This is a genomic window from Hominisplanchenecus murintestinalis, from assembly GCF_943193015.1.
Taxonomy (GTDB): Bacteria; Bacillota; Clostridia; order Lachnospirales; family Lachnospiraceae; genus Hominisplanchenecus_A; species Hominisplanchenecus_A murintestinalis.
In genome coordinates this window covers 1-23,746 of record NZ_CALPCM010000026.1, presented here as the reverse complement: position 1 = coordinate 23,746, position 23,746 = coordinate 1, and the positions used below count along the sequence as shown (strand labels likewise).

Sequence of the window (23,746 nt, the reverse complement as noted above, 5' to 3'; positions counted from 1 at the left end):
GCCTGCTAAACCGGCAAGTCTTTCTTTGCAAACTGCTTCATCCCTATCTGATAAAATACCGCTCCCACAACTGCCAGAAGCGGAAACTTCCAGAAAACGCTCATGCTTTCTTCCAGGACGTCCGCAGTATTAAATAACGTAAACATAGTTGCAAACTCCAATGCTTCCAGACTTCCTCCCAGGTTTGCCAGCATCCGTATCAACAGGAAAATCATCGGAATCCCCGCCCCAATTGTCAGGGAAAATCTGGTATCATTACTGATACAGGAAGCCATGAAACTGATACCGCTCAGACAGAACGCCAGGCAGAAGCCTCCGGCATTCAACAGCAAGAACGGAACTATCTCCAGCTTTCCCCGAAAAAATACAGCGCAGGCGCCCAGCCCTGCCGCTGTCGTACACAAAAACATCGCAAAAAGCCCCGCCGCCAGAAAAACAGCCTGAGTTCCTGCGATACGCTCTCTCTTATTTGGCGATGCCAGGAGATATACCATAGTACCCGACTCTACCTTCTGCGCCACCAGCCTGTTCGCGGCAATACTTCCGTAAATCATGGAAATAAGAGGATTAAAAAAAGCAAACGAATGAGACGCCAGATATGCAGTTAAAGCATCCGCTCCCATATCTATTCCAAGCACTGCCGCTATTTCCGCAGGAATCCCACGGAATACACGGCCGTTTCCCGGCGCCGAAGCAAACATACTCAGTACCAGAAACATCTGTAGGACTAAGATACCCGTGAAAATCATCCATAGCTTTCCACTCGTCTTTATTGTCCGTTTCAAAAGAGGGGCGCTAAACACGTGTATCACCTCCATAAAAATGTATAAACACATCCTCCAGGCTCTGCGCCACCGTCTCCAGCCCCACCACCTGATAGCTTCCAAGCGCTTTTACCAGCGGCATCATTTCTCCCTTCAGGCTGACTGTAATCTGCCGTCCGCTGAGGCTTATCACTTCAAACCCCTCCCTGGCAAAACGCTGGGCATCCTCGTCTGTGGCAAAACTCACAATATAGGACTTCTTCTTAGCCGCGCGGATTCCCGCAATATCATCTACATTCACCATAAGCCCCTTCTTAATCATCCCAACCCTGTCGCAGATACGCTCCACTTCTTCAAACGTATGGGACGCAAAAAGAATTGTCTTTCCCTTGCCTTTCTCTTCCAGAATCAGATCGTTGAGCCGCCCCTGCATCAATGCATCCAGCCCGCCCATTGGCTCATCCAGCAGAATCACCGCCGGATCATGCATAAAAGCACACACAATCCCTACTTTTTTCCTTGTTCTCCTGGACATTTTTCGGATACGCTCATCCAAATCCAGCTCAAAACGTTCCGCGACCTGCTGTGCCCTCTCAATACTTTTAATCCCTTTTATCTCTGCCATAAAACGCACAAATGCAAGCCCCGTCATATCTTCCGGCAGGGAAATCTCTTCCGGCAGATATCCTGTAAATTCCATAATTTCCGCCGACCTGGTATGGCAGCTCTTTCCGTTAATAAAGCACCGTCCACGGCTGGCTGAAGCAAATCCCAAAAGCTGGCTGATGACTGTAGTTTTCCCTGCGCCTTCCGGTCCGAGCAGCCCAAACACTTCCCCGTTCTCTACTTCAAACGACAAATCAAAGATTCCCTTCCGTCCTCCGTAATCTTTTGTCAAATTCTTCACTCTTATCATTTATCTTACAGCCCTTGTTTTCCATAATATAAAGCATATATACACATAACTGTCCCGGCAAACCCCCGAATCGTTACGTGTCCGCATACGGCAAAATGGCTGCCGCCGGAGCAGGCCGGTCTTTGGCCCGCCGCCCTTAAAATCGCAGCAGCCTCTTTATTTCAAAAACTCTATTTTGCCTTAATATATCCTTTCGCTGTCAGCGTCTCTGCACACAGTACGGCGCCGCCTGCCGCGCCCCTGACAGTATTGTGGGAAAGCCCCACAAATTTAAAATCATAAACCTTATCCTCACGGATTCTTCCCACGGTAACTCCCATTCCGTTTTCATAATCTACATCAAGCTGCACCTGCGGCCTATTGTCCTCTTCCATATACTTAATAAACTGCTTCGGCGCGCTTGGCAGCTCCAGTTCCTGAGGCAGGCCTTTGAACTCTGCAAGCTTCCGGATTAACTGCTCTTTCGTAGGTTTCTTTTTGAATTTCACAAATACAGCCGCCGTATGCCCGTTCAGTACCGGGACACGGATACACTGGCAGGTGATAACCGGAGACTTTGCAGGCTTAATCACGCCATCTTCAATCTTTCCCCAAAGCCTCAGCGGCTCCATCTCGCTTTTCTCTTCCTCCCCGCCGATATATGGGATAATATTCTCCACCATTTCCGGCCAGTCTTTGAATGTCTTTCCTGCTCCTGAAATCGCCTGATACGTAGTCGCTACCACCTCATAGGGCTCAAACTCTTTCCACGCCGTCAGTACCGGCGCATAACTCTGGATAGAACAGTTCGGCTTCACCGCAATAAAACCTCTTTTTGTTCCCAGGCGTTTCTTCTGGAACTCAATCACTTCAAAATGCTCCGGGTTAATCTCCGGCACTACCATCGGTACATCCGGCGTCCATCTGTGGGCGCTGTTGTTGGAAACTACCGGAGTTTCTGTCTTCGCGTACTCTTCCTCGATTTTCTTTATCTCATCCTTTGACATATCCACCGCTGAAAATACAAAATCAACACCGGAAGCCACTTTATCTACTTCATTTACATTCATAACGACGATATTCTTTACCGCCTCAGGCATCGGGGCAGTCATCTTCCATCTGCCGCCCACAGCCTCCTCATAAGTCTTTCCCGCACTTCTCGGGCTCGCCGCCAGAGTAACAACCTCAAACCACGGATGATTTTCCAGCAGGGAAATAAATCTCTGCCCCACCATCCCGGTAGCTCCTAAAATACCTACTTTCAATTTTTTATCCATTTTTCCATCCTCCTCATATCCTGCTGCCCTGTGCGTGCGGCAATTTTTGTCTCCGCTTCGCGCACATCTGTCTTTTCTTGGAATATACTATACTATTTTCCCGCAAAAATCAAGAGGTTTTTGTTACGGTTTCCATCATCGTTTCCACAAGCTTTATGCAATCTATGCACAAATCTACGCAAACATCTCCCCGCTGCCTTCATTCTCCAGATATGCCTGGTTCCGCACAATTACCCGCTTCATAGCATCCTCCCCCGGCGCGCCAATCGTCGTACGCTTCTCCACACAGGTTTTCATGCTGATAGCTTCATAGATGTCTTCCTCAAATACGGGGCTGATGGACTTATATTCTTCCAATGTCATATCGTCCAGCGAAATATCTTTTCCGATACAATGCAGCACCAGCTGTCCCACGATTCCATGTGCGTCCCGGAAAGGCACGCCCTTATTTACCAGGTAATCCGCGGCATCTGTCGCATTGGTAAACCCATTTTTCGCGCTGCTTTCCATCTGTTTTTTATTCACCTTCATCGTCGCAATCATTCCATGAAACAGCGAAATGCAGCCCTTTACCGTATCGATCGCGTCAAACGTCAGCTCCTTATCCTCCTGCATATCCTTATTGTATGCCAAAGGCAGCCCTTTCATGGTCGTAAGCAGGGACATCAGCGCCCCATACACACGCCCCGTCTTTCCCCTCACCAGTTCTGCAATATCCGGATTTTTCTTCTGCGGCATAATGCTGCTTCCCGTACTATAAGTATCATCCAGCTCCACAAATTGGTATTCATTGCTGTTCCAGATGATGATTTCCTCCGAAAACCGGCTCAAATGCATCATGATCGTGGACAGCGCTGAAAGCAGCTCTATCAGATAATCCCTGTCTGCCACGGAATCCATGCTGTTCAGCGTCGGGCCGTCAAAGCCTAACAGTTCAGCCGTATACTCCCGATCCAGCGGATACGTCGTACCGGCCAGCGCTCCGGAACCAAGAGGACAGAAATTCATCCGCTTATAAATATCCGCCAGCCTCTGCCTGTCCCGCTTAAACATCTCAAAATAAGCCCCGGCATGGTGCGCCAGGGTAATCGGCTGGGCTTTCTGCAGATGCGTGAATCCCGGCATATAAGTATCCAGGTTCTCTTCCATGATATGCAGCAAGGTAGACAGCAGCTCCTTCAAAAGCCCGTCCAGCTCTTTCACCTCATCCCGCGTATACAGCTTCATATCCAGCGCCACCTGGTCGTTCCTGCTCCGTCCTGTGTGAAGCTTCTTTCCCGCATCGCCAATCCTGTCTATCAGATTTGCCTCCACAAAGCTGTGGATATCCTCATAGGCGTCTGTAATTTCCAACGTCCCATTCTCCACATCCCGGAGTATGCTGTAAAGCCCTCCCAGAATCTGCTCCTTTTCTTCTTCTGTCAGAATTCCCTGCTTTGCCAGCATCGTCACATGTGCCCTGCTTCCCTCAATATCCTGCCTGTAAAATTTCTTATCAAATGAAATTGATGCGTTAAAATTATAAACCAGCTGATCCGTCTCCTTCGTAAAACGGCCGCCCCATAACTGTGCCATCTTTTTATCCTCGTTTCATCACATTTTAGCGCTTTTCCGGAACAGCGCGCCGCCCCGGATGCCTCCTTTTCCAAATTCAAGTCTTAGCTTATCACATTTCACTCCATTCCACAAGAGCGGCTTCTGCCACATCCTCAAGAATATGTATCCCCCTTTACATGCGCAGTCCTTTTCGTTATACTGGCTGTAAACATTGAAAGGAACTTACATCCATGAAACCTGAACAAAAGTTTTCCGGTATCTCAGGCAGCACGTTAAAAATCATCGCAATCCTAAGTATGCTGATCGACCATATCGGAGCCGCTGTCTTAGAACGCGGACTCCTTGCTTCTGCCTGGGTCAAAAATGACGCCGCCCTTTTTGACAAAATCCGTGCCGTTGACAGAGTTCTGCGCCTAATCGGACGTCCGGCGTTTCCTATCTTTTGTTTTCTTTTAGTTGAGGGATTTTTACATACGAAAGATTCCAAAAAGTATGCCTTACGGCTTCTGCTTTTTGCCTTCATTTCCGAAATTCCATTTGATTGGGCGGTTCGGGGAAATGCTGTGGATTTCCGCGCCCAAAACGTATTTTTCACACTGCTCATTGGGCTCCTGGTGATGATGGCGGCCTCTTATTTCTCCAAAAACATATGGCTGCAGGGCCTCATTTTCGCTCTCGGTCTAGGCGCAGGCTATGTCCTTAAGACAGACTACGGATATAAAGGTGTTTTTCTGATTGAACTCCTATATTTTCTTCGCTATGACAGAAAAATGCAGTGTATTGCCGGAGCACTGGCTTTTAGCTGGGAGACGACAGCCCCTATCGCCTTTCTTCCCATCCTGGCTTACAATGGAAAACGCGGACTGTCCATGAAATATTTCTTCTATCTGTTTTACCCTGCGCATCTGCTGATTCTCGCGGGTATCGCACAGTACTGCGCGGCGCTGTAAACACTGTTACGAAAAAGGCGGCGGAAGCTACGCTTCCACCACCAGATATTTTCCGCTCGGCAGCTTAAACACTTCCGAGGTTTCTTCCAATTCTTTCTTTGATAATCCGGACACGTCCATACCGCTCTCCTCAAAATACTCACGTACTTCTTTCAGCGAATTCAATACAACTGCCAGGTTATCCTCCAAAAATTCTTCTGCTTCCTCCTCATTCTCTACTACTTTTTCATCAAAAAGCTGAAGCTGATTCTTTAAAAAAGTTTCCACACATTCTTTGCTAAACATCCCTTTTCCTCCCGTCATGTAAAATCTTACAACAATTTTCTCAATACGTTCAGCACGCCGTCCTCTGTATGCTTCCCGGCAGTATACCTTGCCGTTTCTTTCACAGCCTGGGCCGCATTTTCCACCGCGTAGCTCTCTCCCGCTGCACGCAGCATACCGATATCGTTCATATTGTCTCCAAACGCCATCGTCTCTTCCGGCAGAATATGAAGTTTCTCCTGAAGTTTCTTCAAAGCATTTCCTTTGTCTGATTCCAGGTTCATAAAATCCAGCCAAATATCTCCTGCAATCGCCACATTCAGCCTGTTCTTATACTTCTCAAGAAATTCCGGCGCAAGCTCCTGGATACCATGCTTTTTGTAAACCGCACATTTGATAATCTCAATCGGGGCTTTCAGCACATCGTCCACATGATGTACATCATAATGATAGCCATTTATCAGAAAATCATCCAGTTCTTCACTTTCCTGTTCTAAATAGCATTCCCCCTTTCGGGTGGATATGACGCTGTAGCAGCCCGGAAGCGTCCTGATTTTCTTCACCACTTCCTCCAGAAGTCCCCTGTCCATAAGCGTGGCATAGATTTCTTCTCCGCCATACATAACGCTCGCTCCATTGTCTGCAATAAAATAAATATCGTCCTTCACAGGCTGAAACAGCCTTCTCAGACTGGCATATTCCCGTCCGCTTGCCGCCGCAAAAACAATGCCTTTTTTCTTCAGCTCTCTAATCACGGTAAAAATCTCCGGGTTTATTCCATCTGTTCCTTCTTCCAACAGCGTCCCGTCAATATCCGATGCAATCAATTTTATCATACTTCCCCCTTCCTGACGCATTTGCAGCGCCGCCTTAGAAAACTCTCTATCTCCGAAGGATGCCCCGCAATCCAATCTGCGCGGTTTTCCTCAAGCTCTTCTCTGCTTCGGAATCCCCACAGCACGCCGATTGTAAACATCCCTGCTGCTGTTCCGGTCTGCATATCCGTGTCCGTATCTCCTATATAAAGACATTCTGACCTTTCCACGCCAAAGTATTCTGCAATATGCAATGCCCCTACAGGGCTTGGCTTTCTGGGAATCTCTTCTGTCTGCCCCTGTACATAATCAAAATGTCCCTTTCCAAAAAGCTTCTCTACAACATCCACCGCCTGGGCATTGGGCTTATTGGAAAGCACGGCGAGCTTCATTCCCTTCTGCTTCATCGTTTCCAGAAGATGAAGGATTCCGTCATAAAGCTGTACATGATACATACAGTTCTCGCCAAAATATCTCCGGTACAGCCGCTGCATTTCCTCAAATTTGCTGCATGTTTCATCTCCTCCGGCTCTCAGACAGCGCCTGATTAACTCTTCTGCGCCATCCCCCGCAAAGGTTTTGAAACGCTCCGCCGGCTGCTCCAAAAGCCCCAGTTCACGAAGCGCCAGGTTTGCTGAATATGCCATAGAGTCCACCGTATCCGCCAATGTCCCGTCTAAGTCAAAAATCCCTGCTTTATACATACACGCATTCTCCATTCCTTTCATTCTCACATAACGGCTCTGCCAAGCCTGTACCAGACGCTGGGAAACCTGCCCCTTTTTTCTCCTGAACTAGAATAACACGATTTTTGTACAATTACAACTGAATGTGTTATACTGTAGCAGAGGTGAGCTTATGCTATTTTATGACTATCTGACAGATTTTATCTTTACCGAAAATGTACCGGAGAATGCGGATATTATTTTTGTCCCCGGAGGCGGGTATGGGGAAATTGCTGAGAATGCAGCAAAGCTCTATCACAAGGGCTATGCCCCATTGATTCTGGTGTCCGGAAAATACAGTATCACAGACGGATATTTTTCCGGGGTAAAATCCCCCGCACGCTACCGTAAAAATTCCTATGCGGCAGAATGTGAATTCCTCTCGGATATCCTTCTGGAAAATCAGGTGCCGCCCGAAGCCATTTTACAGGAAAAGCAGGCTTCTTATACTTATGAGAATGCTATCTATTCAAAAAAAATGACGGACGAACTGGGCATTTCTGTTCGGACTGCCATTATTTCCTGCCAGGCTTACCATGCCAAGCGGTGTCTCCTTTATTTCCAACTGCTCTACCCGGAAACGCGGTTTCTGGTCTGTCCTGCCGTGACCAGAGGCATTTCCAGAGAAAACTGGCAGGATGACCCGGTAAAAATCGACCTGGTTCTGGGAGAAGTGGAACGGTGCGGAAGCCAGTTCCACGACATCTTGAAAAACCATCTGAACGGTGCTATACTTTAAGGCACGGTCTGTACACCGGATTTTACCAAAGGAGAACTCGTTTATGAAACGCAAAGCACTAAAAGCCGCTTTTCCATTGACGCTTCCCGTCATGGCAGGCTATCTGTTTTTGGGCCTTGGATTTGGAATCCTTCTTGCAAGCAAAGGCTTTTCTTTTCTGTGGGCCGCTTTTATGTCCATTATCATTTATGCCGGCTCCATGCAGTATGTAGCCATTGATTTACTGGCAGCCGGAGCTTCTTTCATTACAACCGCTATCATGACGGTCATGATACAGATACGCCATCTATTTTACGGACTTTCCCTGATTGTAAAATACAAAAACGTGGGAAAGAAAAAATGGATGATGATTTATGAGCTGACAGACGAAACCTACTCGCTTATAGCCACCAGCGAACCTCCGGAAGGCGTGGATGCGGGATGGTTTTACTTTTTTATTTCCCTTTTAGATCACTCTTACTGGATTTGCGGCTGTACGCTTGGCGCCCTGTTCGGCTCGCTGGTAAAGTTCAATACGAAGGGCGTGGATTTTGTCATGACCGCCCTGTTTCTTGTGCTTTTTGTTAATCAGTGGCTGGATACCAGGGAACACCGCCCGGCCCTTATTGGCGTCGGCTGTTCCATTTTGTGCCTTATTTTCTTTGGCGCAGACAATTTTATTGTCCCGGCGATGCTGTCCATCCTGGCAATCTTAAGTATTTTCAGAAAAACACTGGATAAGGAGGAAGAAAAACATGCGGATTCCTGATTCACAAGCTCTAATTATGATTTTTATTATGGCAGCTATCACATTTTTTATCCGTGTCCTTCCCTTCCTTCTATTTCCGGGGAATAAAAAAACGCCTGCTTACATACTCTATCTTGGAAAAGTACTTCCTTATGCGATTATCGGTATGCTGGTGGTCTACTGCCTAAAAGATGTTTCTCCGCTCACCGCGCCTTTCGGCCTGCCCGAACTTCTGGCTGCAGTGGCTATCGTTGCCGTACATCTTTGGAAACGGAACACGCTGCTTAGTATCGGAGGAGGCACGCTGTTTTATATGTTTTTGGTTCAGTGCGTTTTTTAAATTTTTCCCCTTTTCTTTTTACCCAAAAAGTATTACAATAGTCCTATCCCATTTGAAAGGAGTCAAATTATGGCAAAACGTCATGGAAAACTCATATGCGCCGCAATCATCGGCGCGGCAGTCGGCTGTGGACTGGCATATTTGAATAAATGCAAAAAAGAAGAATCCTGGGATGATGATTTCGATGATTTTCAGGATGAACTGGATGATGATTTTGACGACGAAGAAGAAGTTACTGCTTCCAGAGAATATGTTACGATTCCAAAAGAAGCAGCTGAGACAGTAACAGACGCAGCCAAAAATGTAAAAAATGCCGCTGTAGATGCCGCAAAAGATATAACAGACGCAGCCGCAGATGCTGTTGAAAATGCAAAAGATACCCTGGAAGATACTGCTGAAGATATAAAAGACGGGGCAAAAGACGCAGCACAGGCTGTTGCTGACGCCGTATCCGAAACCGTAGACCGGGTAAAGGAGAACGTAAGCAAAAATAAATAGCCTTGAATGCAGGCAGTGGATGGAGTGATTTTCCATCCACTGTTTATTTCTGTTTTAAATTTAATGGATACACTGCTTCGGACAAGCCTTCTTACACTGTCCGCAGCGTATACATTCCGGATGATTTGGATTTTCCGCCGGGTTTACCTGCATCTTGCAGACTTTCGCACAGGCGCCGCAGCCCACACATTTTTCTCTGTCTATCCGGTAGCGGAACACCGAAATAGGGTTAAACACGGAGTAAACAGCTCCAAGCGGGCATATGTATTTGCAGAATGGCCGATAAATCAGAATAGACAGGAAAACTGTAAAAAGAAGCAGCACGTTTTTCCAGGCATACAGCCATCCCAGGGCGCCGTGCATGGATTTATTCAGCAAAACCAGCGGAATGCCGCCCTCCAGCGTCCCAACGGGACAAATCAGTTTGCAAAAGTACGGCGCTCCCTGCCCCAAAACATCTACAAGAAACATAGGAAGCAGGATTACAAAAAACAGCAGCACTACATATTTGAGCTTGCGCAAAAGCCTGTCCCCTTTAAACGTGCGAAGCTTTCTGGGAAAAGGTATTTTGTATAACAAATCCTGAATCAGCCCGAACGGACAGAGCCACCCGCAGACAAACCTTCCCATCAGTGCGCCGACAAACATCAAAAAACCCGCCGCATAAAATGCAAATTTAAAATTCCAATTTCCGATAACCGCCTGCATCGCCCCAATCGGACATGTCCCTGCAGCGCCGGGGCACGAATAGCAGTTCAGCCCCGGAACACACAGGTTTTTCAGTTTTCCTTTGTAAATCTTCCCCTGGACAAATCCTATCAAATAGCTGTTCGTCAGCAGCGCCCATAGAATCTGCACTCTATGACGTTTCCACTCATTTGTTATTTTCTTCTTACCCAATTCCAATACACTCCATACAGATATTTATCGCCTTTTGAAAGCAGACTGCCGCCTCTCCGCGGTAAATCCCATACCCCATCAAAGCCAGTCCCAAGGCTGCCAGGCAGATTCCTGCTTTATGCTCTCCAAGCCGGCGAATCATTCTCCCGCTCCTTCTATACCGTCAAGCGTCTGCGTCACGATTTCCTTCCACTCTTCCAGGCTGCGGCTTCCCGAATAAGTCTCGCCCACAATATTTCCCTGTTTATCTACGAAAAATGTCTCCGGTACTGCTTCTACCCCTGCCAGCCTGCCATTTAACAGCCCTGCGTCCGGTATCAAAAATGGATACGTAACCTCCAGCCGCTCAGCCAAAAGCTTTGCCTTCTCTACGGCTTCCCCGCCTGCATCGCCAAAAGCCCCTGCTGCATCCAGGACGATACCAACTACATTTATGCCCTTATCTGTCATCTCATTCCGCAGTTTCTCCAAATCCGGGATCTCATTAATACATGGCGTACACCAGGTAGCAAAAATATTTACCATTGTAAGCTCATAGTCCTCAAACATTGTCTCGGTGTACTCTGTTCCGTCCACATCCTGCATCGTAAATTCACCGATACTGACATCGGCTTTCTCAGCCCCCGCCGTCTCTTCCGGGGACAGCGCCTCAGTATCCATCTTTGCAGATTCTGCAACGGATTCTTTTTCCGATTCTGCTGCCGGAGCCGAACACCCTGCGACAGCTGTCATGCTTATGATACCGATCATCAAAACTGCACTTATTTTTTTGATTTTTCCTGCCATAACTAAAACAACTCCTTTTCTTTTCGTAAAAGCATTATACCACATTTTTGCTGTTTCGGCGTAAACTATCTGTGCTCTCTTCTGTTATTTCCACGCCCTCCGCAGGCGCTCCGCCGCGCTCCGTATTTCCTCTTCTTCCATATTTGCATATCCCAAGATTACGGTCGCTTCCTCCGGTTCATGCCCGATGCAGTAGTCTGACAGCCCATAAACCTTTACGCCTGCTTCTTTTGCTTTTCTGACAGCCTCCGCCTCACTCATGCCATTTGTAAAATGCAGCAGCACATGAACACCCGCATGTTCCCCGGACACACTGCATATATCCAAAAAGCCGCCCATCTCCTCTAACAGCACATCATGGCGGCTTTTATACAATGCACGCATCCTGTTTAAATGGCGCTCATAGTACCCTTCCTTTAAAAATCTTGCAATAATCATCTGGTCTACCTTTGACACAGTGGAAGAGAAAATGCGCCCCCGCTCCTGGTAAAACTTCATCAATGCTTTCGGCAGAACCATGTAGCTGATTCGGATAGAAGGCGCAATTGCCCGTGAAAAGGTTCCCAGATAAATTACTTTCCCCCTGGCGTCAAAGCCCTGGAGCGCCGGAATGGGCTTTCCCTTATAGCGGAATTCACTATCATAATCATCCTCAATAATGTACCGCTCTTCTGCTTTCGCCGCCCACTCCAGAAGCTGCATCCGCCGTCTCACAGGCATGACAATTCCCATAGGATACTGATGGGACGGCATCACGTACGCAATATCCGCCTCACTCCCGGAAAGCTCCCCGACATCCATTCCGCTCTGATCCATCCCAATCGCAATCATGGATTTCGTCATGGACTGAAGAACACGGTACGCTCTCTTGTAAGTAGGGTTTTCCATCGCTACCACCCGGCGGTTTCCCAGGATATTCAACAAAAGCATCAACAGATAGTCGCTCCCCGCACCCACAATAATCTGTTCTGCCGTACAGGAAACACCCCTTGCATGATGAAGATACGAAGCTATTGCCATCCGCAGGAATTCTTCTCCCTGCGGGTGGCCCAGCTGGAAAAACTCATCGTCATTTTCCATCAAAATCCCCCGCGAAAGCTTTTTCCAGATATTGTGCGGAAAGCTGTTCAACGCGATACCATTAGGAGAAAAATCATATACATACCGCTCTTTTTTCTCTGCCTGACGTACCTCTTCTGCCGCCGTCTGTCTTTCCAGACGTACCAAACCATCCAGCTGGCACACAAAATACCCGCGATAGGGAACGGCTTCGATATATCCTTCTGACAAAAGCTGCTCATACGCCAGTTCTACCGTGCTGCGGCTCACCTGCAGATGCTTCGCCAGCATTCTTGTAGAGGGCAGCCTTTCTTCAAAAGGCAGCCCTCCGCTCTCGATTTCCTTCTTAATATAACCATAAATCTGTTCATACAGCGGCTTGGACGCTTTCGCATCCAGGCTGATTGTTAACTCATTCATAACACTCCTATTTCGGCAGGCGGAAAGAGCTTTTCAACGATACGATGCGGTTAAATACCAGAGCGTCCGGCCTTGAATCCTTCGCATCCACACAGAAATATCCCTGGCGTACAAACTGGAAACTGTCATACGCCTTTGCATCTGCCAGGCTTGGCTCTACAAAACACTGCCTGATTTCCAGCGAATTTGGATTCAGGTTCAGGCTTCCGTCCTCTTTGTTATAAACGCCCTGTTCCTCATCAATAATATTTTCATAAAGACGCACTTCCGCTTTCAAAGCCGTCGGCGCTGCCACCCAATGGATTGTTCCCTTTACCTTCCTTCCGGTAAATCCTGTGCCGCACTTCGTCTCCGGGTCGTATGTGCAGTGGATTTCCGTAATCTTTCCGTCTGCATCCTTCTCATAGCTTACGCATTTTACAAAATATGCTCCCATCAGTCGCACTTCATTGCCCGGAAACAGCCGGAAATATTTCTTCGGCGGCTCTTCCATGAAATCCTCCCTGTCAATGTAAAGCTCCCGGCAAAATGGAACCTTGCGCTTGCCTAATTCCTCATTCTCCAGATTATTATCCACATCCAGATACTCAATCTGTCCTTCCGGATAGTTGTCAATAATCAGTTTCACCGGGTCAAGAGCCGCCATGACACGGGGCTTTTTCAGCTTCAGATCTTCACGGATGCAGTACTCCAGCATCGCATAATCAACAGAACTCTGTGCCTTGCTCACACCGCACAATTCTACAAACATCTTGATAGACTCCGGCGTATACCCACGGCGTTTCAGCGCTGCAATCGACACCAGCCTTGGATCATCCCAGCCGTCCACAATGCCGTCCTCTACCATTTTCTTAATGTAGCGTTTTCCGGTCACCACATTCGTAAGGTACAGTTTCGCAAACTCAATCTGCTTCGGGGGCTGCTCATACTCCAGTTCACGTACCACCCAGTCGTAGAGCGGTCTGTGATCCTCAAACTCCAGCGTACAGATCGAGTGCGTCACACCCTCTATCGCGTCTTCAATCGGATGGGCAAAATCATACATCGGATAAATACACCAGGCGTCCCCGGTTCTGTGGTGATGCATATGCGCCACACGGTAAATAATCGGGTCACGCATATTAATGTTCGGAGAAGCCATGTCAATCTTTGCACGAAGTACCTTCTCCCCATCCTGGTAAACGCCATTTTTCATATTTTCAAACAGCTCAAGATTCTCTTCTACACTCCTGTCCCGGTACGGGCTGTTCTTTCCCGGCTCGGTAAGCGTTCCTCTGTATTCACGAATCTGCTCTGCTGTCAAATCGCATACATACGCCTTGCCTTTTTTAATCAGCTTTACCGCTGCCTCATACATCTGTCCAAAATAATCTGATGCAAAAAACAGCCTGTCCTCCCAGTCGGCTCCTAGCCACTGGATATCCGCCTTGATAGACTCCACGAACTCGGATTTCTCTTTTGTGGGGTTCGTGTCATCAAAACGCATATTGAACTTTCCGTTATATTTCTGTGCCAGCCCATAGTTCAGTAAAATCGACTTAGCATGTCCTATATGCAGATAACCGTTTGGTTCCGGCGGGAAACGGGTGCATACTGCATCGCAGTGTCCTTCCGCCAAATCCTTCTCAATGATCTGCTCAATAAAGTTTTTGGAAACTACTTCATTTTCCATAACGCGCCTCCTGATTTCCTTTTCTCTTATAAACAGGCCTTCCGGCCTTTTCAAAAATTGCTTTGGCTACTATCTTAGCATAAACCAGGATAATTGACAATCTTAGAATTGCCAGAGTCCGCCAAAAATGATACACTCTTATTATTATTTCACACAAGGAGACCCCCTATGTATTATTTTATTGTAAACCCTTCTGCCGGCTCCGGTTCCGGCATGAAAAAGTGGAAAATGATTGCCGCTCTTCTTAAAAAGCAGAATCTCCCATATAAAGTATATTTCACCAGGAAATCCGGCGACGCAGTGCGCTTTGCACAGGCTATCACCTCCCGGCACGAACCCCTCATACTTGCCGCCCTGGGAGGAGACGGCACGGCAAATGAAATATTGAACGGCATCTGTGATTTCGAAAACACCATCTTTAGCTATATCCCTACCGGTTCCAGCAACGATTTGGCAAGAGCCCTGAACCTTCCCGACGCCCCGGAAGAGTCACTTGCTCTGCTGCTAAATCCGGAACACATACACGCCCTGGACGTGGGATGCATCCAAAGCGGTGAAGATTCCCGGCGTTTTTTTGTCAGCTCCGGCGTCGGCTTCGATGCCTCGGTCTGCCACGAAGCGCTTTCCTCCCGTCTGAAAAAGCTGCTGAACCGGTTCCATCTGGGAAAGCTCACTTATCTGGGCATTGCCCTAAAGCAGATTATGCTTCTAAAAGGCACCCCGGCAAAACTGGCTTTCGATGACGGACGCGCATTTTCTTTCCCGCGAATCTTTTTCTGCGCCTTCATGAACACCAAATACGAGGGCGGCGGTTTTCAGATGTGTCCGGACGCGCTGCCGGATGACGGTTTCCTGGACGTGTGCCTGGTTGAAAAAGTCCCCAAGCTAAAGTTCCTCCGTGTACTCCCTTCCGCATTTTCCGGCAGGCATACAAGCATTGAAGAAGTACATATTTACCGATGCCGCGAAGCACATATAAAAACTCCCCGCCCGCTGGCTGTCCATGCGGACGGAGAGTCCTTTCACTTCCGAAATACAATAACGGTATCGCTGTTGGATTCCAAATTAAAGTTTATCAGTTAAATCCGAAGAATTTCTGTGTAATCTTATACGCCGCTACTGACAAGTTACGCCCTGATTTTCCCGGAAGATTCATAGTACGCCCCATAATCCCCCGCCGCAGCTTATAGTAAAGTGCAAAATCTGCCTTTTTCAGATACTGCCACAGCTCCTTTTTCTTCTCCAGCGCCTCCTTCGTGCCTGAGCGAATCAGCATGATGGAGGACACCGTTGTAATGATATCCAAATCATTTATCATATATTTCCGCAGCTTTTTATCCGCAATCTTCTGTCCTGCCAGAATATCAATCATAAGCTTATTTACCCGGATCTGCTGGTCAATTCTCCCAATCATCACCACTTCATTTACCGACTGATCCTCCCGTCCGATAAAATAGTGATAAAATGTCTCATCTATATAATACATATTTTTCACATAAGGCAGCGGCTGGAACACAAACAAATTATCCACATAAAAAGTATGTTTTGGCAGCACCAGCCCGCATTCCCGCAGAAGCTTCGTCCGGTAAATCACGGAATGCATCAAAATATAATGCCCGATACGCAGATGACGTACCTGCTCCCATCCAAATACTTTCTCTTTCGGAAAAGCCGCGCGGTACTGCATCACCTTCTTACGCCTCACCCCAACTTTATCATAAACAAAATTGCTAATGACCATATCAACTGTCTGCGGACCTCCTGCCAGCTCCCGCAGTGCATGGAGTATCTTAGGATATGCCGAAGCATCCACCCAGTCGTCGCTGTCCACCACTTTAAAATACAGCCCTGTGGCATTTCTAAGCCCTGTGTTCACTGCCTCGCCGTGGCCGCCGTTCTCCTGGTGGATTGCCTTTACGATTCCCGGATATTTCTTCTCATATGCATCTGCGATTTCTGCCGTCCTGTCTTTCGAGCCGTCATCCACAATCAGTATTTCCACATCTTCACCGCCGGGAAGAAGGGACTCTATACATTTTTCCATGTACTTCTCTGAATTGTAGCAAGGGATTGCTACTGACAATATTTTCATTTTTAATCTTAACCTCCTATACTGCCCATGCGCCGCCTTGGCTGCCATGCCCCAGGCACACTACATGTATTTCATATATGCCCTAAACGCTGATGGAATAGGGTAGTTTTTCTTTCTCTCCTCACGTTCCACAAATATAATATCGTCTGTCTCTCTCCCTAAAGGTTCCTCAACCTTTACAATATATCCCGCCATATGCCATTCCTTGTGGCTGAAAATATGCTTTGACTCCTCTGCTTCCTGAATATGGAGCGCCGAGATATGTCTCTCCTTCAAATAGTTCAAAATTTGCTCTCTCGACAGATGCTCTTTCAGGTTAAGCGGCTCATACAGTCCTGCCAGCAGCCCGTTCTCCGGTCTTTTGCAGATTGCCGTTCTGTTCCCTGCCAGGAGGATGAGCACCGTACGCTTTTCAATTTTTCTCTGTTTCTTAGGCGCCTTTTTCGGAAAATCCCGGATTCTTCCTGCTTCCCTCGCCATGCAGAAAGCTTCTAACGGACACTGCCCGCATTTCGCTGTCCCATTCGGGACACAGACTACTGCTCCCAGCTCCATCAGTGCCTGGTTAAACGCACCCGGCCTGTCCTGCGGCATCATCACGCCGATTTCCCTCTCCCATCGGCTCTTTACCGACTGCTTCAAAATATCATCCTCATCCATTGTCAGCCGTGACATCACCCGCAGCACATTCCCGTCCACCGCAGGAACCGGAATCCCGAAAGCAATCGAAGAAATCGCACCCGCTGTGTAGCGCCCGATTCCGGGCAGTTCTAAAAGCGCTTCATAATTCTCCGGCATCCGGCCGTCATATTTCTCCATCACAACCCGGGCCGCATTCTGCATATTCCGCACCCGGTTGTAATATCCCAGCCCTTCCCATAGCTTCAGCAGCCTGTCCTGCGGACATTCTGCCAGCTCCTTTACCCCGGGAAGGGATTCCAGAAACCTGTCAAAAAACGGTTTTACCGCCTCTACCCGAGTCTGCTGGAGCATAATCTCCGACACCCATACCCGATAGGGCGAAGGTTCTTCCCGCCAGGGCAGAACCCTGGCGTTTGCATCATACCAGTCCAACAGCGGTTCTATGATTTCTTTCAGCATAGCTGCAACCTCACTTAGTATCTACCGATAATAGCAGATTATTGGCATCCCTTTATAAATATTGTCATAAATCACTTTCGCCGCGCTTGTTGGAAGATTAATACAGCCGTGGGAACCGCTGTACATATAAATCGAACCGCCAAAACTGCCGCGCCAGTTCGCGTCATGAAGCCCGATGCCCCCGTTAAACGGCATCCAGTATGTTACCGGATTCTCATAGCTGTCGCCCGGCTTGTCGCTCTTTAACACAGCCGGAGATTTCTTCCAATAAAGCGTATAAGTCCCCGGCGGCGTACGTCTTGACGGATTCGTGTAAGTGCCTGAAACCATGTCCGTTTCCAGGATTTTCTCTCCGTCTATGTACATGCATACCCACTGATTTGTCATATCTACTTCCACATAGTCTACGCCCAAATCACTGTTTACGCGGCTTACGGCAGCCTGCGCGTAAACCGGCACCCGCGTCCTCCGGGCGCCGCTGCGGATTAGCTCCGTCAGCTCTGCAGTCTCCGCTTCACGGTCAATCAGAAATCCATAAGAACCACCCTCGACAGTCACTACAGAACCATCATAAGTCGTAAACGCCCTCGGTTTTCTGTAAGTATCATACTCCTCTGCCAGATAGTCCACGTACAACGCAACCTTCTCCTCATCAAGAGTAACCTCCCCATTTTCATCATAAGAAAGCCACTTCCGTATGATGCTTCCGTCCAATACTTCACGCTTTTCTCCAAACTTATAGATAAGCTCCGTCTTTGCAAAACGGTTCATATTTTTCGTAAGCCTGTTAAGCGCCTTATTTTTCTTCGTAACCGCAGGCTTGGCATAGCAGTCCATCGCCTCCAGTGAAAGCTCATCCTCACTTTTCGAAATCGCTTCACCCAACACCTTCTTCAGCACTTTCTTCTTTACTTTCTTCCCCTGCGTCTCTTCTGCTATCTCATAGGTCGTTCCGTTGAATTTCATATAAGCGTCTGTCGGCTCTTTTTCCAATTTCTTATCACAGCACTTCAACGCTTTTATCGCCTCGCCCAGCTTCTCCTCATCAAACTCGGTACTGGACGCAAACACAAATTCACTGTCCTCCCACAAAGACAAAGGCCACAAATAAAGCTTCTGACTGTCCTTAAAGCCCTGTACCTCGCCTTTCGGCACATACCGATAGCCCACCTGGTCTGCTGTGATGATTTCTTCAGTCCCGCCGCGCTCCTCAATCTTCAATTCATACGTTCCCACCATATCAGAAATCTGCTGCTCCATCTCCTCTACCGTATACAAAGACGCATCCAGCCCGTTAATCTTGGTATTCGGCTGAAACTTATCATGCAGATAAATCATGCCTGCCACATAAACCACAAGCATTACCCCAAACACACTGCCGCCGAAAATCATCCAGAACTTCTTCCACGGAAATACCTTTGCACCTTCCGCCTGAACCTCTTCCTCAGGTTCTTCTATCGGTGTTTCTTCCGTTTTTCCTGCTGTTTTTTCTGATGTCTCTTTTTCTGTCTCTGGCGCAGGCTGATTCTTTTCCTCTACCACGGTTTCTTTTTCTTCCCGCGGCTGAACTTCCTGCTTCTCTGTTTCCTTTTCCTTCCGGGGATGTATTGTCTGTTCTGTTACCGTTTCTGCCTGCCCCTTGGGAGGCAGCGCTTTCGCTTTTACTTCCTTCACTGTTTCCGGCTGATTGTTTATCTCACCTTGTTTTTTCTTATGCTTTTTCTTTCCTTTTCCCATTCTTTCCCTCTGACCTCATGTTCTATAATCATTACGCCATTTCCTTCTATGATATCATCATATAAACGAATGAGAAAGCACTTTTTCTAATTTTCAGCAAATTTTTTGTAACAGTTCAGCCCAGGACTTTGCACTTGCTGCAAAGTCCGTAAGAATGCGTAAATTTAGGCAAAGAATCCAGCCCTTTGCGAGTTGGAGTAATTCACTATAATTCACATGCGATTTTTGATAGATTGGAGTTTTTGACTCCAGGGTGCAAGCTCTGCCAGCTGAGCATCAGTCATCTCTTTCGTTGGCCGACGTTCCAGCAGAAATTTTAGATATCCGTAAATGTTCAGGCCGTGCGCCTTTGCCATCTCAACCATTGTATAAACTACAGCGCTGGCATTGGCTCCAGAGACAGAATCACTGAACAGCCAGTTCTTCTTTTTATGTTCTACAGAACATAAAAAGAATTATGCTCTGTATCAGATTATGTTCTGTAGTGCCGCATAGGCTTTTAAAACTGCTTACGCGGCACCACAATAAACAGAACATAATTGTATATAGAATCTAAAATACACGTTATGATGTATCTACCAATTTAAAGGAGGTAGATGCAAAAATGCAACAAACAACTATTGAAATGTTTCTGAACTTTCTACAGGAGCAAAACCATACGAAAGGCACTGTTAATAGTTATGTACGCCTGATAAGCGATCTGGAGGAACCGCCTGAAACGGATAATCCGAGGGATCTGCTGTCTTTTATTGACAATGCCCTATCATTGAAGAAAGCTGTCCTTAATCGGACATCTTTTGCTTCTGCCCGGGCATCACTCAGTTCTTTTTTCTTCATGAAAACGGGAATACACATAAAAGAATATCGGAAACAGTGCATCCCAAAAGATATGTATGATCCTCTCATGGAACAATACGGAAGCTATTGCAGAGATTTTCTTCATCTTACAGAACCGGTTACACTGGCAGCAATACGGGAGGTTAAAGCTTTTATGAAGATACTTGCTCCTGAACCTGCAAAAGTTGACTGGTCAGATTTTACGGCAGATGATATCGTTGCGTATCTTGATGCAGAGAGGTCTGAGTTACGTACTGCAAGCTTGGGTGTTACTGTAACGGCAATCCGACGTTTCTTTCGTTTTCTGGAGTATAATGACCAGCTGGTGCATCATTCTATACTTAATCTTCCGTTGTCAGTCACAGCATGGAGTAAAGGCGGCAGTCTTCCCATCATTCTTTCTGCTGAACAGCAGAAGAAACTTGAAACTTACACCTTCCCAAAGACACCTATAGGGCTTAGGGATCGGTTGATACTGTGCTGCTTTACAGAACTCGGTCTCAGATGCAGTGAGGTTGCGAACTTGCAAATGGAAGATATCCTATGGCACAGCGGTACGATAATCATCCGGTCAACAAAGACTCGAAGTCAGCGTGAACTCCCTGTTTCAGCGACATTGGGAAAAGCTCTCGAGGAGTACGTGATGCATGCCCGTCCTAAAAGTTTGGGAAATAAGCTGTTCTTCAAATCCGAACGCCAGATGGAATTACCTGCATCAACTGAAAACATAAGAAGTTCGATACGCCGTCTATATGAAAAAAACGGGATTAGTGGTTGGCACGTCGGAACACATGCGCTGCGGAGAACTATGGGGTCGCGTTTATATAATGCAGGTAACGACATGAAAACCGTTGCTGATCTTTTAGGCCATTCTTCTGTTTCTGCTACCAAAGCATATGTAAGGATCGATGTGGATTCTTTAAAGAAAGTTACATCATCCTGGCCAAGGAGGATGAATCATGAGTAATAGGATATCTTCTTTGGTTGAAGCTTATCTGGAATACAAGCATGGACTTGGTTTCCAGTTAGTCGGAGAAGCCGTATATTTAAAGGCATTTGCCAGATACACGATAGAAACAGGATATAATGGGGCGCTGACATGTCAGATTGTTTTTCAGTGGTGTGAACTTGGGGAAAATCCTTCTCTGGTCACAAAAGGCCGCCGGTACGAACCAATAAAGTCATTTGCTGACTATGCAAATGCATTTGATCCGGAATCCGAAATAATGCCAAAACTCCCGTATGGGAATCCACACAACCGAGTCCGACCTCATATATATTCGCTCGAGGAAACATGTAGCCTTATGGAATGTTGTGATAAACTGTATGCTCCAGACGGCATCCGTTCTTTAACAGTAAAAACGGCAATCGGATTGCTTTGGGCAACAGGTCTTCGGACATCTGAACTAATAAATCTTAAAGTGGCGGATGTGGATTTTACAAACAACCTGATTTTTATCCATAGTAGTAAGTTCAATAAAGACAGGTTGATTCCCATACAGCCAGAGGTTACTGCTGAACTGCGAAACTATCGTCAGAAAGTAGAAGTACTGTCCACTAATGCTATTGGAGAACCAAGCTTTTTTATAACTACCAGAGGAAGACCATTAAAACGTGATGCCCTGGAATACGCATTCCGGAAGATTCGAGGCATCATAGATGTCAGTGATTCTGGTTATGATAAAGCCAGACTTTATGATTTCCGTCATACATTTGCGTCCAGGACTGTCCTTGAATGGCTTGAGCAGGATATAGATGTAAATGCTAAGTTATATTTATTATCCACATATATGGGGCATAATCATCCGGAAGATACGTATTGGTATCTGTCTGCAACACCTGAGCTGCTGGATATGTCTTCCCGTAAATATGAAAACATTTATGGAGGTCATGACAATGGTTAAATGTGATAAATCAAAACTGTGTTCTTTTGCCCCACTGCTGGAAAAATACTTTTTATCCTATATGATTTCCCAAAGGAATGTGTCACCACAGACGATTTCTTCTTACAGGGACAGTTTCTCCTTATATCTCGGGTTCATCAGTGGTGTATATCATGTGAAACCTGATGATGTAGAAATGGAGCATTTTTCTATTGACCACCTGAATGCGTTTGCAGAATACCTTGAGAACGACCGGAAATGCAGTTCTTCTACAATCAACCTTCGGATTTCCGCAATTAAATCCTTTTTGAGATATGCTGCAATAGAAGCTCCGGAATACACGAATAGTATCCGCAAGGCCTTGGCTTTTCCTGCAAAGAAGACAGAAAAACCGGTAATGACATTTATTAAAAAGAACGAGTATGAATCTATGCTCGGGACATGTGACGGCTCGGACATAGTATCAGCGAGAGATAAGATGATGCTTATGGTTTTGTATAATACAGGATGCCGGGCTTCAGGGCTTATAAATATCCAGCTCCGTGATATTACCCTGAGCATGGATGGAACATCATCCATCCGCTTTATGGGAAAAGGAAGAAAAGAACGCATCACACCCATATGGAAGACCACTGCATCATTTATTAAGAAATATATAACAATGCAGTGCTTAAGCCAAGATGACTATCTGATTCAAAGCAGGGCAAAAGCACCAATGACGAGATCTGGTATTGGACAAAGGATAACCGTCATTTCAGCAAGAGCCGCAGTACTATCTCCATCACTTTTAAAGAATAAAATATAGCAGGAATTGCACATCTGCCATTTTTCCCCAATGCTCAGCCAAAATCAACACATTCTTACATAATATTTTGAAAATCCCCCTTGTTTTCTATAACCATACACATTTCATCCCACTATATATTGGCATCACGGTTCTGCCTATTGTATAGAAAGCGCCTAACTTCCATAATTTTCTTCGGGCCTTTATCATCAACCACGACATAATAAATCACAAAGTTCTTTATATAGATGCGATAATATGGATATCTCCTCTCTTTCAATGAATGGTACGGCTCAAAAGACTCTGCATTTGGCAAACGCTCTAAGATAGCCGATTCAACTAAATCCAGAAGATTATTTGCAGCCTGCGGATTTTTTAATGTTTTGGCAATATAAACCACTTTTTCTTCTAATTCCTCATAGAATAATGGCAAATACCGCAAAATATATTTTGTATCAGCCATTTACTCTCCTTCTAAGTCCCTCAAAAACCTCATTATGCGTATAACGCCTGCTGTCACTTTCTGCTGCCAGATCCGCTTCATCCATGGCATTTTCTGCCCCATCCGTCAGTTTGGAATATTCTTCAAGGCTTAGTACCACCATAGCGCCATACCCATTTTTAGTTAAATACACTGGTTCGCCGGAATTTACAATTTTTTCTATATCAGGGAATTTATTTCTAAGATCGGAAACTGGCTTTATCTGTATCATTGCTCTTCTCCTTATCATAATTTTATCAATATTCTATCTCAATTTTCATTATAAACAAAACTTGTATATTTTACAAGTAGCAAAATAATTATTTTAATCAGGATATTCCTAACCCTGAATTATTCATGAGCATCTAAAAATGCTCGATACTACAAATCCTTGAACCAGTTCCCGTGAAATCAATCGATTTATCCACAAAAATGGGCAGACT

At 46.4% G+C, this 23,746-nt stretch carries 26 protein-coding genes and 1 pseudogene; 9 read left to right on the top strand and 18 right to left on the bottom strand.

Annotation, left to right across the window (positions count from 1 at the left end):
• Positions 1-5: 5 nt before the first annotated feature.
• The 4 genes from NFR99_RS09885 to argH form a co-directional block, all read right to left on the bottom strand.
• A complete protein-coding gene (locus NFR99_RS09885; RefSeq protein ID WP_135976542.1) occupies positions 6-803 on the bottom strand; it encodes an ABC-2 transporter permease in 798 nt (265 codons plus the stop codon).
• Positions 796-1,680, bottom strand: a complete 885-nt coding sequence (locus NFR99_RS09880; RefSeq protein ID WP_120484696.1) for an ABC transporter ATP-binding protein — start codon at positions 1,678-1,680, stop codon at positions 796-798. Before NFR99_RS09880 ends, NFR99_RS09885 begins: the two co-directional genes overlap by 8 nt.
• A gap of 170 nt (positions 1,681-1,850) precedes the next feature.
• Complete coding sequence (gene asd / locus NFR99_RS09875) at positions 1,851-2,936, bottom strand: aspartate-semialdehyde dehydrogenase (protein ID WP_251353524.1); 1,086 nt, start codon at positions 2,934-2,936, stop codon at positions 1,851-1,853.
• A gap of 174 nt (positions 2,937-3,110) precedes the next feature.
• Complete coding sequence (argH, locus tag NFR99_RS09870) at positions 3,111-4,511, bottom strand: argininosuccinate lyase (protein ID WP_120484698.1); 1,401 nt, start codon at positions 4,509-4,511, stop codon at positions 3,111-3,113.
• A 212-nt stretch (positions 4,512-4,723) separates the two neighbouring features.
• Between argH and NFR99_RS09865 the strand changes: the two genes are divergently transcribed.
• Entirely contained in the window at positions 4,724-5,443 is a 720-nt protein-coding gene (locus tag NFR99_RS09865) for a TraX family protein (protein ID WP_251353523.1), read from the top strand.
• Between the two features lie 27 nt (positions 5,444-5,470).
• Here NFR99_RS09865 and NFR99_RS09860 read toward each other — a convergent pair whose 3' ends face one another.
• Genes NFR99_RS09860 through NFR99_RS09850 form a run of 3 tightly spaced genes read right to left on the bottom strand, consistent with a single transcriptional unit; the run spans position 5,471 to position 7,226 of the window.
• The gene (locus NFR99_RS09860; protein WP_251353522.1) at positions 5,471-5,728 is read right to left on the bottom strand and encodes a glyoxalase; all 258 of its coding nucleotides are present in this window, start codon (positions 5,726-5,728) and stop codon (positions 5,471-5,473) included.
• A 26-nt stretch (positions 5,729-5,754) separates the two neighbouring features.
• On the bottom strand, positions 5,755-6,543 hold the full coding sequence (locus tag NFR99_RS09855; RefSeq protein WP_251353521.1) for an HAD family hydrolase: 789 nt from the start codon (positions 6,541-6,543) through the stop codon (positions 5,755-5,757).
• Entirely contained in the window at positions 6,540-7,226 is a 687-nt protein-coding gene (locus NFR99_RS09850; protein WP_251353520.1) for an HAD family hydrolase, read from the bottom strand. Before NFR99_RS09850 ends, NFR99_RS09855 begins: the two co-directional genes overlap by 4 nt.
• Positions 7,227-7,380: 154 nt before the next feature.
• Here NFR99_RS09850 and NFR99_RS09845 point away from each other — a divergent pair, with 154 nt between their 5' ends.
• The 4 genes from NFR99_RS09845 (at position 7,381) to NFR99_RS09830 (ending at position 9,551) form a co-directional block, all read left to right on the top strand.
• Positions 7,381-7,986 (top strand): YdcF family protein, encoded by a 606-nt coding sequence (locus tag NFR99_RS09845; protein ID WP_120484703.1) that lies wholly within the window; start codon positions 7,381-7,383, stop codon positions 7,984-7,986.
• A gap of 43 nt (positions 7,987-8,029) precedes the next feature.
• Positions 8,030-8,734 carry an AzlC family ABC transporter permease gene (locus NFR99_RS09840; RefSeq protein ID WP_120484704.1) on the top strand — a complete coding sequence of 235 codons (705 nt, stop codon included), beginning with the start codon at positions 8,030-8,032 and terminating at the stop codon, positions 8,732-8,734.
• On the top strand, positions 8,721-9,053 hold the full coding sequence (locus tag NFR99_RS09835; protein ID WP_120484705.1) for a branched-chain amino acid transporter permease: 333 nt from the start codon (positions 8,721-8,723) through the stop codon (positions 9,051-9,053). The genes NFR99_RS09840 and NFR99_RS09835 overlap by 14 nt, the downstream gene beginning before the upstream one ends.
• A gap of 69 nt (positions 9,054-9,122) precedes the next feature.
• On the top strand, positions 9,123-9,551 hold the full coding sequence (locus NFR99_RS09830) for a hypothetical protein (RefSeq protein WP_251353519.1): 429 nt from the start codon (positions 9,123-9,125) through the stop codon (positions 9,549-9,551).
• Positions 9,552-9,611: 60 nt separating this feature from the next.
• Here the strand turns inward: NFR99_RS09830 and NFR99_RS09825 are convergent, their stop codons facing one another.
• From NFR99_RS09825 to NFR99_RS09805, 5 genes are all read right to left on the bottom strand, one after another.
• Complete coding sequence (locus tag NFR99_RS09825; RefSeq protein WP_251353518.1) at positions 9,612-10,451, bottom strand: 4Fe-4S binding protein; 840 nt, start codon at positions 10,449-10,451, stop codon at positions 9,612-9,614.
• Positions 10,444-10,593 carry a CD1871A family CXXC motif-containing protein gene (locus tag NFR99_RS09820; protein ID WP_135976539.1) on the bottom strand — a complete coding sequence of 50 codons (150 nt, stop codon included), beginning with the start codon at positions 10,591-10,593 and terminating at the stop codon, positions 10,444-10,446. Before NFR99_RS09820 ends, NFR99_RS09825 begins: the two co-directional genes overlap by 8 nt.
• Positions 10,590-11,237, bottom strand: a complete 648-nt coding sequence (locus tag NFR99_RS09815; protein WP_243126715.1) for a TlpA family protein disulfide reductase — start codon at positions 11,235-11,237, stop codon at positions 10,590-10,592. The genes NFR99_RS09820 and NFR99_RS09815 overlap by 4 nt, the downstream gene beginning before the upstream one ends.
• Positions 11,238-11,321: 84 nt before the next feature.
• Positions 11,322-12,716 (bottom strand): MocR-like pyridoxine biosynthesis transcription factor PdxR, encoded by a 1,395-nt coding sequence (gene pdxR, locus NFR99_RS09810; protein ID WP_251353517.1) that lies wholly within the window; start codon positions 12,714-12,716, stop codon positions 11,322-11,324.
• 7 nt (positions 12,717-12,723) lie between these two features.
• Positions 12,724-14,388, bottom strand: coding sequence for a glutamine--tRNA ligase/YqeY domain fusion protein (locus NFR99_RS09805; RefSeq protein ID WP_251353516.1), 1,665 nt, complete (start codon positions 14,386-14,388; stop codon positions 12,724-12,726).
• A gap of 168 nt (positions 14,389-14,556) precedes the next feature.
• Between NFR99_RS09805 and NFR99_RS09800 the strand changes: the two genes are divergently transcribed.
• A complete protein-coding gene (locus tag NFR99_RS09800; RefSeq protein ID WP_120484712.1) occupies positions 14,557-15,471 on the top strand; it encodes a diacylglycerol/lipid kinase family protein in 915 nt (304 codons plus the stop codon).
• Here NFR99_RS09800 and NFR99_RS09795 read toward each other — a convergent pair.
• The 4 genes and pseudogenes from NFR99_RS09795 to NFR99_RS09780 all read right to left on the bottom strand — a co-directional run.
• Positions 15,464-16,480: a glycosyltransferase family 2 protein gene (locus tag NFR99_RS09795; RefSeq protein WP_120484713.1), complete on the bottom strand. Its 1,017-nt coding sequence runs from the start codon at positions 16,478-16,480 to the stop codon at positions 15,464-15,466. The two genes, NFR99_RS09800 and NFR99_RS09795, sit on opposite strands and share 8 nt — an antisense overlap.
• Positions 16,481-16,540: 60 nt before the next feature.
• On the bottom strand, positions 16,541-17,581 hold the full coding sequence (gene mutY, locus NFR99_RS09790) for an A/G-specific adenine glycosylase (RefSeq protein ID WP_251353515.1): 1,041 nt from the start codon (positions 17,579-17,581) through the stop codon (positions 16,541-16,543).
• A gap of 21 nt (positions 17,582-17,602) precedes the next feature.
• Entirely contained in the window at positions 17,603-19,318 is a 1,716-nt protein-coding gene (locus tag NFR99_RS09785; protein ID WP_251353514.1) for a L,D-transpeptidase family protein, read from the bottom strand.
• A gap of 212 nt (positions 19,319-19,530) precedes the next feature.
• Positions 19,531-19,746, bottom strand: a pseudogene (locus NFR99_RS09780) (transposase domain-containing protein); the annotation flags it as partial.
• Positions 19,747-19,922: 176 nt separating this feature from the next.
• Between NFR99_RS09780 and NFR99_RS09775 the strand changes: the two are divergent.
• Genes NFR99_RS09775 through NFR99_RS09765 form a run of 3 tightly spaced genes read left to right on the top strand, consistent with a single transcriptional unit; the run spans position 19,923 to position 22,843 of the window.
• Positions 19,923-21,122 (top strand): site-specific integrase, encoded by a 1,200-nt coding sequence (locus NFR99_RS09775; protein WP_251353513.1) that lies wholly within the window; start codon positions 19,923-19,925, stop codon positions 21,120-21,122.
• Positions 21,115-22,059, top strand: a complete 945-nt coding sequence (locus NFR99_RS09770; RefSeq protein ID WP_251353512.1) for a tyrosine-type recombinase/integrase — start codon at positions 21,115-21,117, stop codon at positions 22,057-22,059. The genes NFR99_RS09775 and NFR99_RS09770 overlap by 8 nt, the downstream gene beginning before the upstream one ends.
• On the top strand, positions 22,025-22,843 hold the full coding sequence (locus NFR99_RS09765) for a tyrosine-type recombinase/integrase (RefSeq protein WP_330642182.1): 819 nt from the start codon (positions 22,025-22,027) through the stop codon (positions 22,841-22,843). The genes NFR99_RS09770 and NFR99_RS09765 overlap by 35 nt, the downstream gene beginning before the upstream one ends.
• Before the next feature lie 112 nt (positions 22,844-22,955).
• Here the strand turns inward: NFR99_RS09765 and NFR99_RS09760 are convergent, their stop codons facing one another.
• A complete protein-coding gene (locus NFR99_RS09760; RefSeq protein WP_251353511.1) occupies positions 22,956-23,285 on the bottom strand; it encodes a type II toxin-antitoxin system RelE/ParE family toxin in 330 nt (109 codons plus the stop codon).
• Positions 23,278-23,535, bottom strand: coding sequence for a type II toxin-antitoxin system Phd/YefM family antitoxin (locus tag NFR99_RS09755; protein WP_251353510.1), 258 nt, complete (start codon positions 23,533-23,535; stop codon positions 23,278-23,280). The genes NFR99_RS09760 and NFR99_RS09755 overlap by 8 nt, the downstream gene beginning before the upstream one ends.
• Between the last annotated feature and the right edge of the window lie 211 nt (positions 23,536-23,746).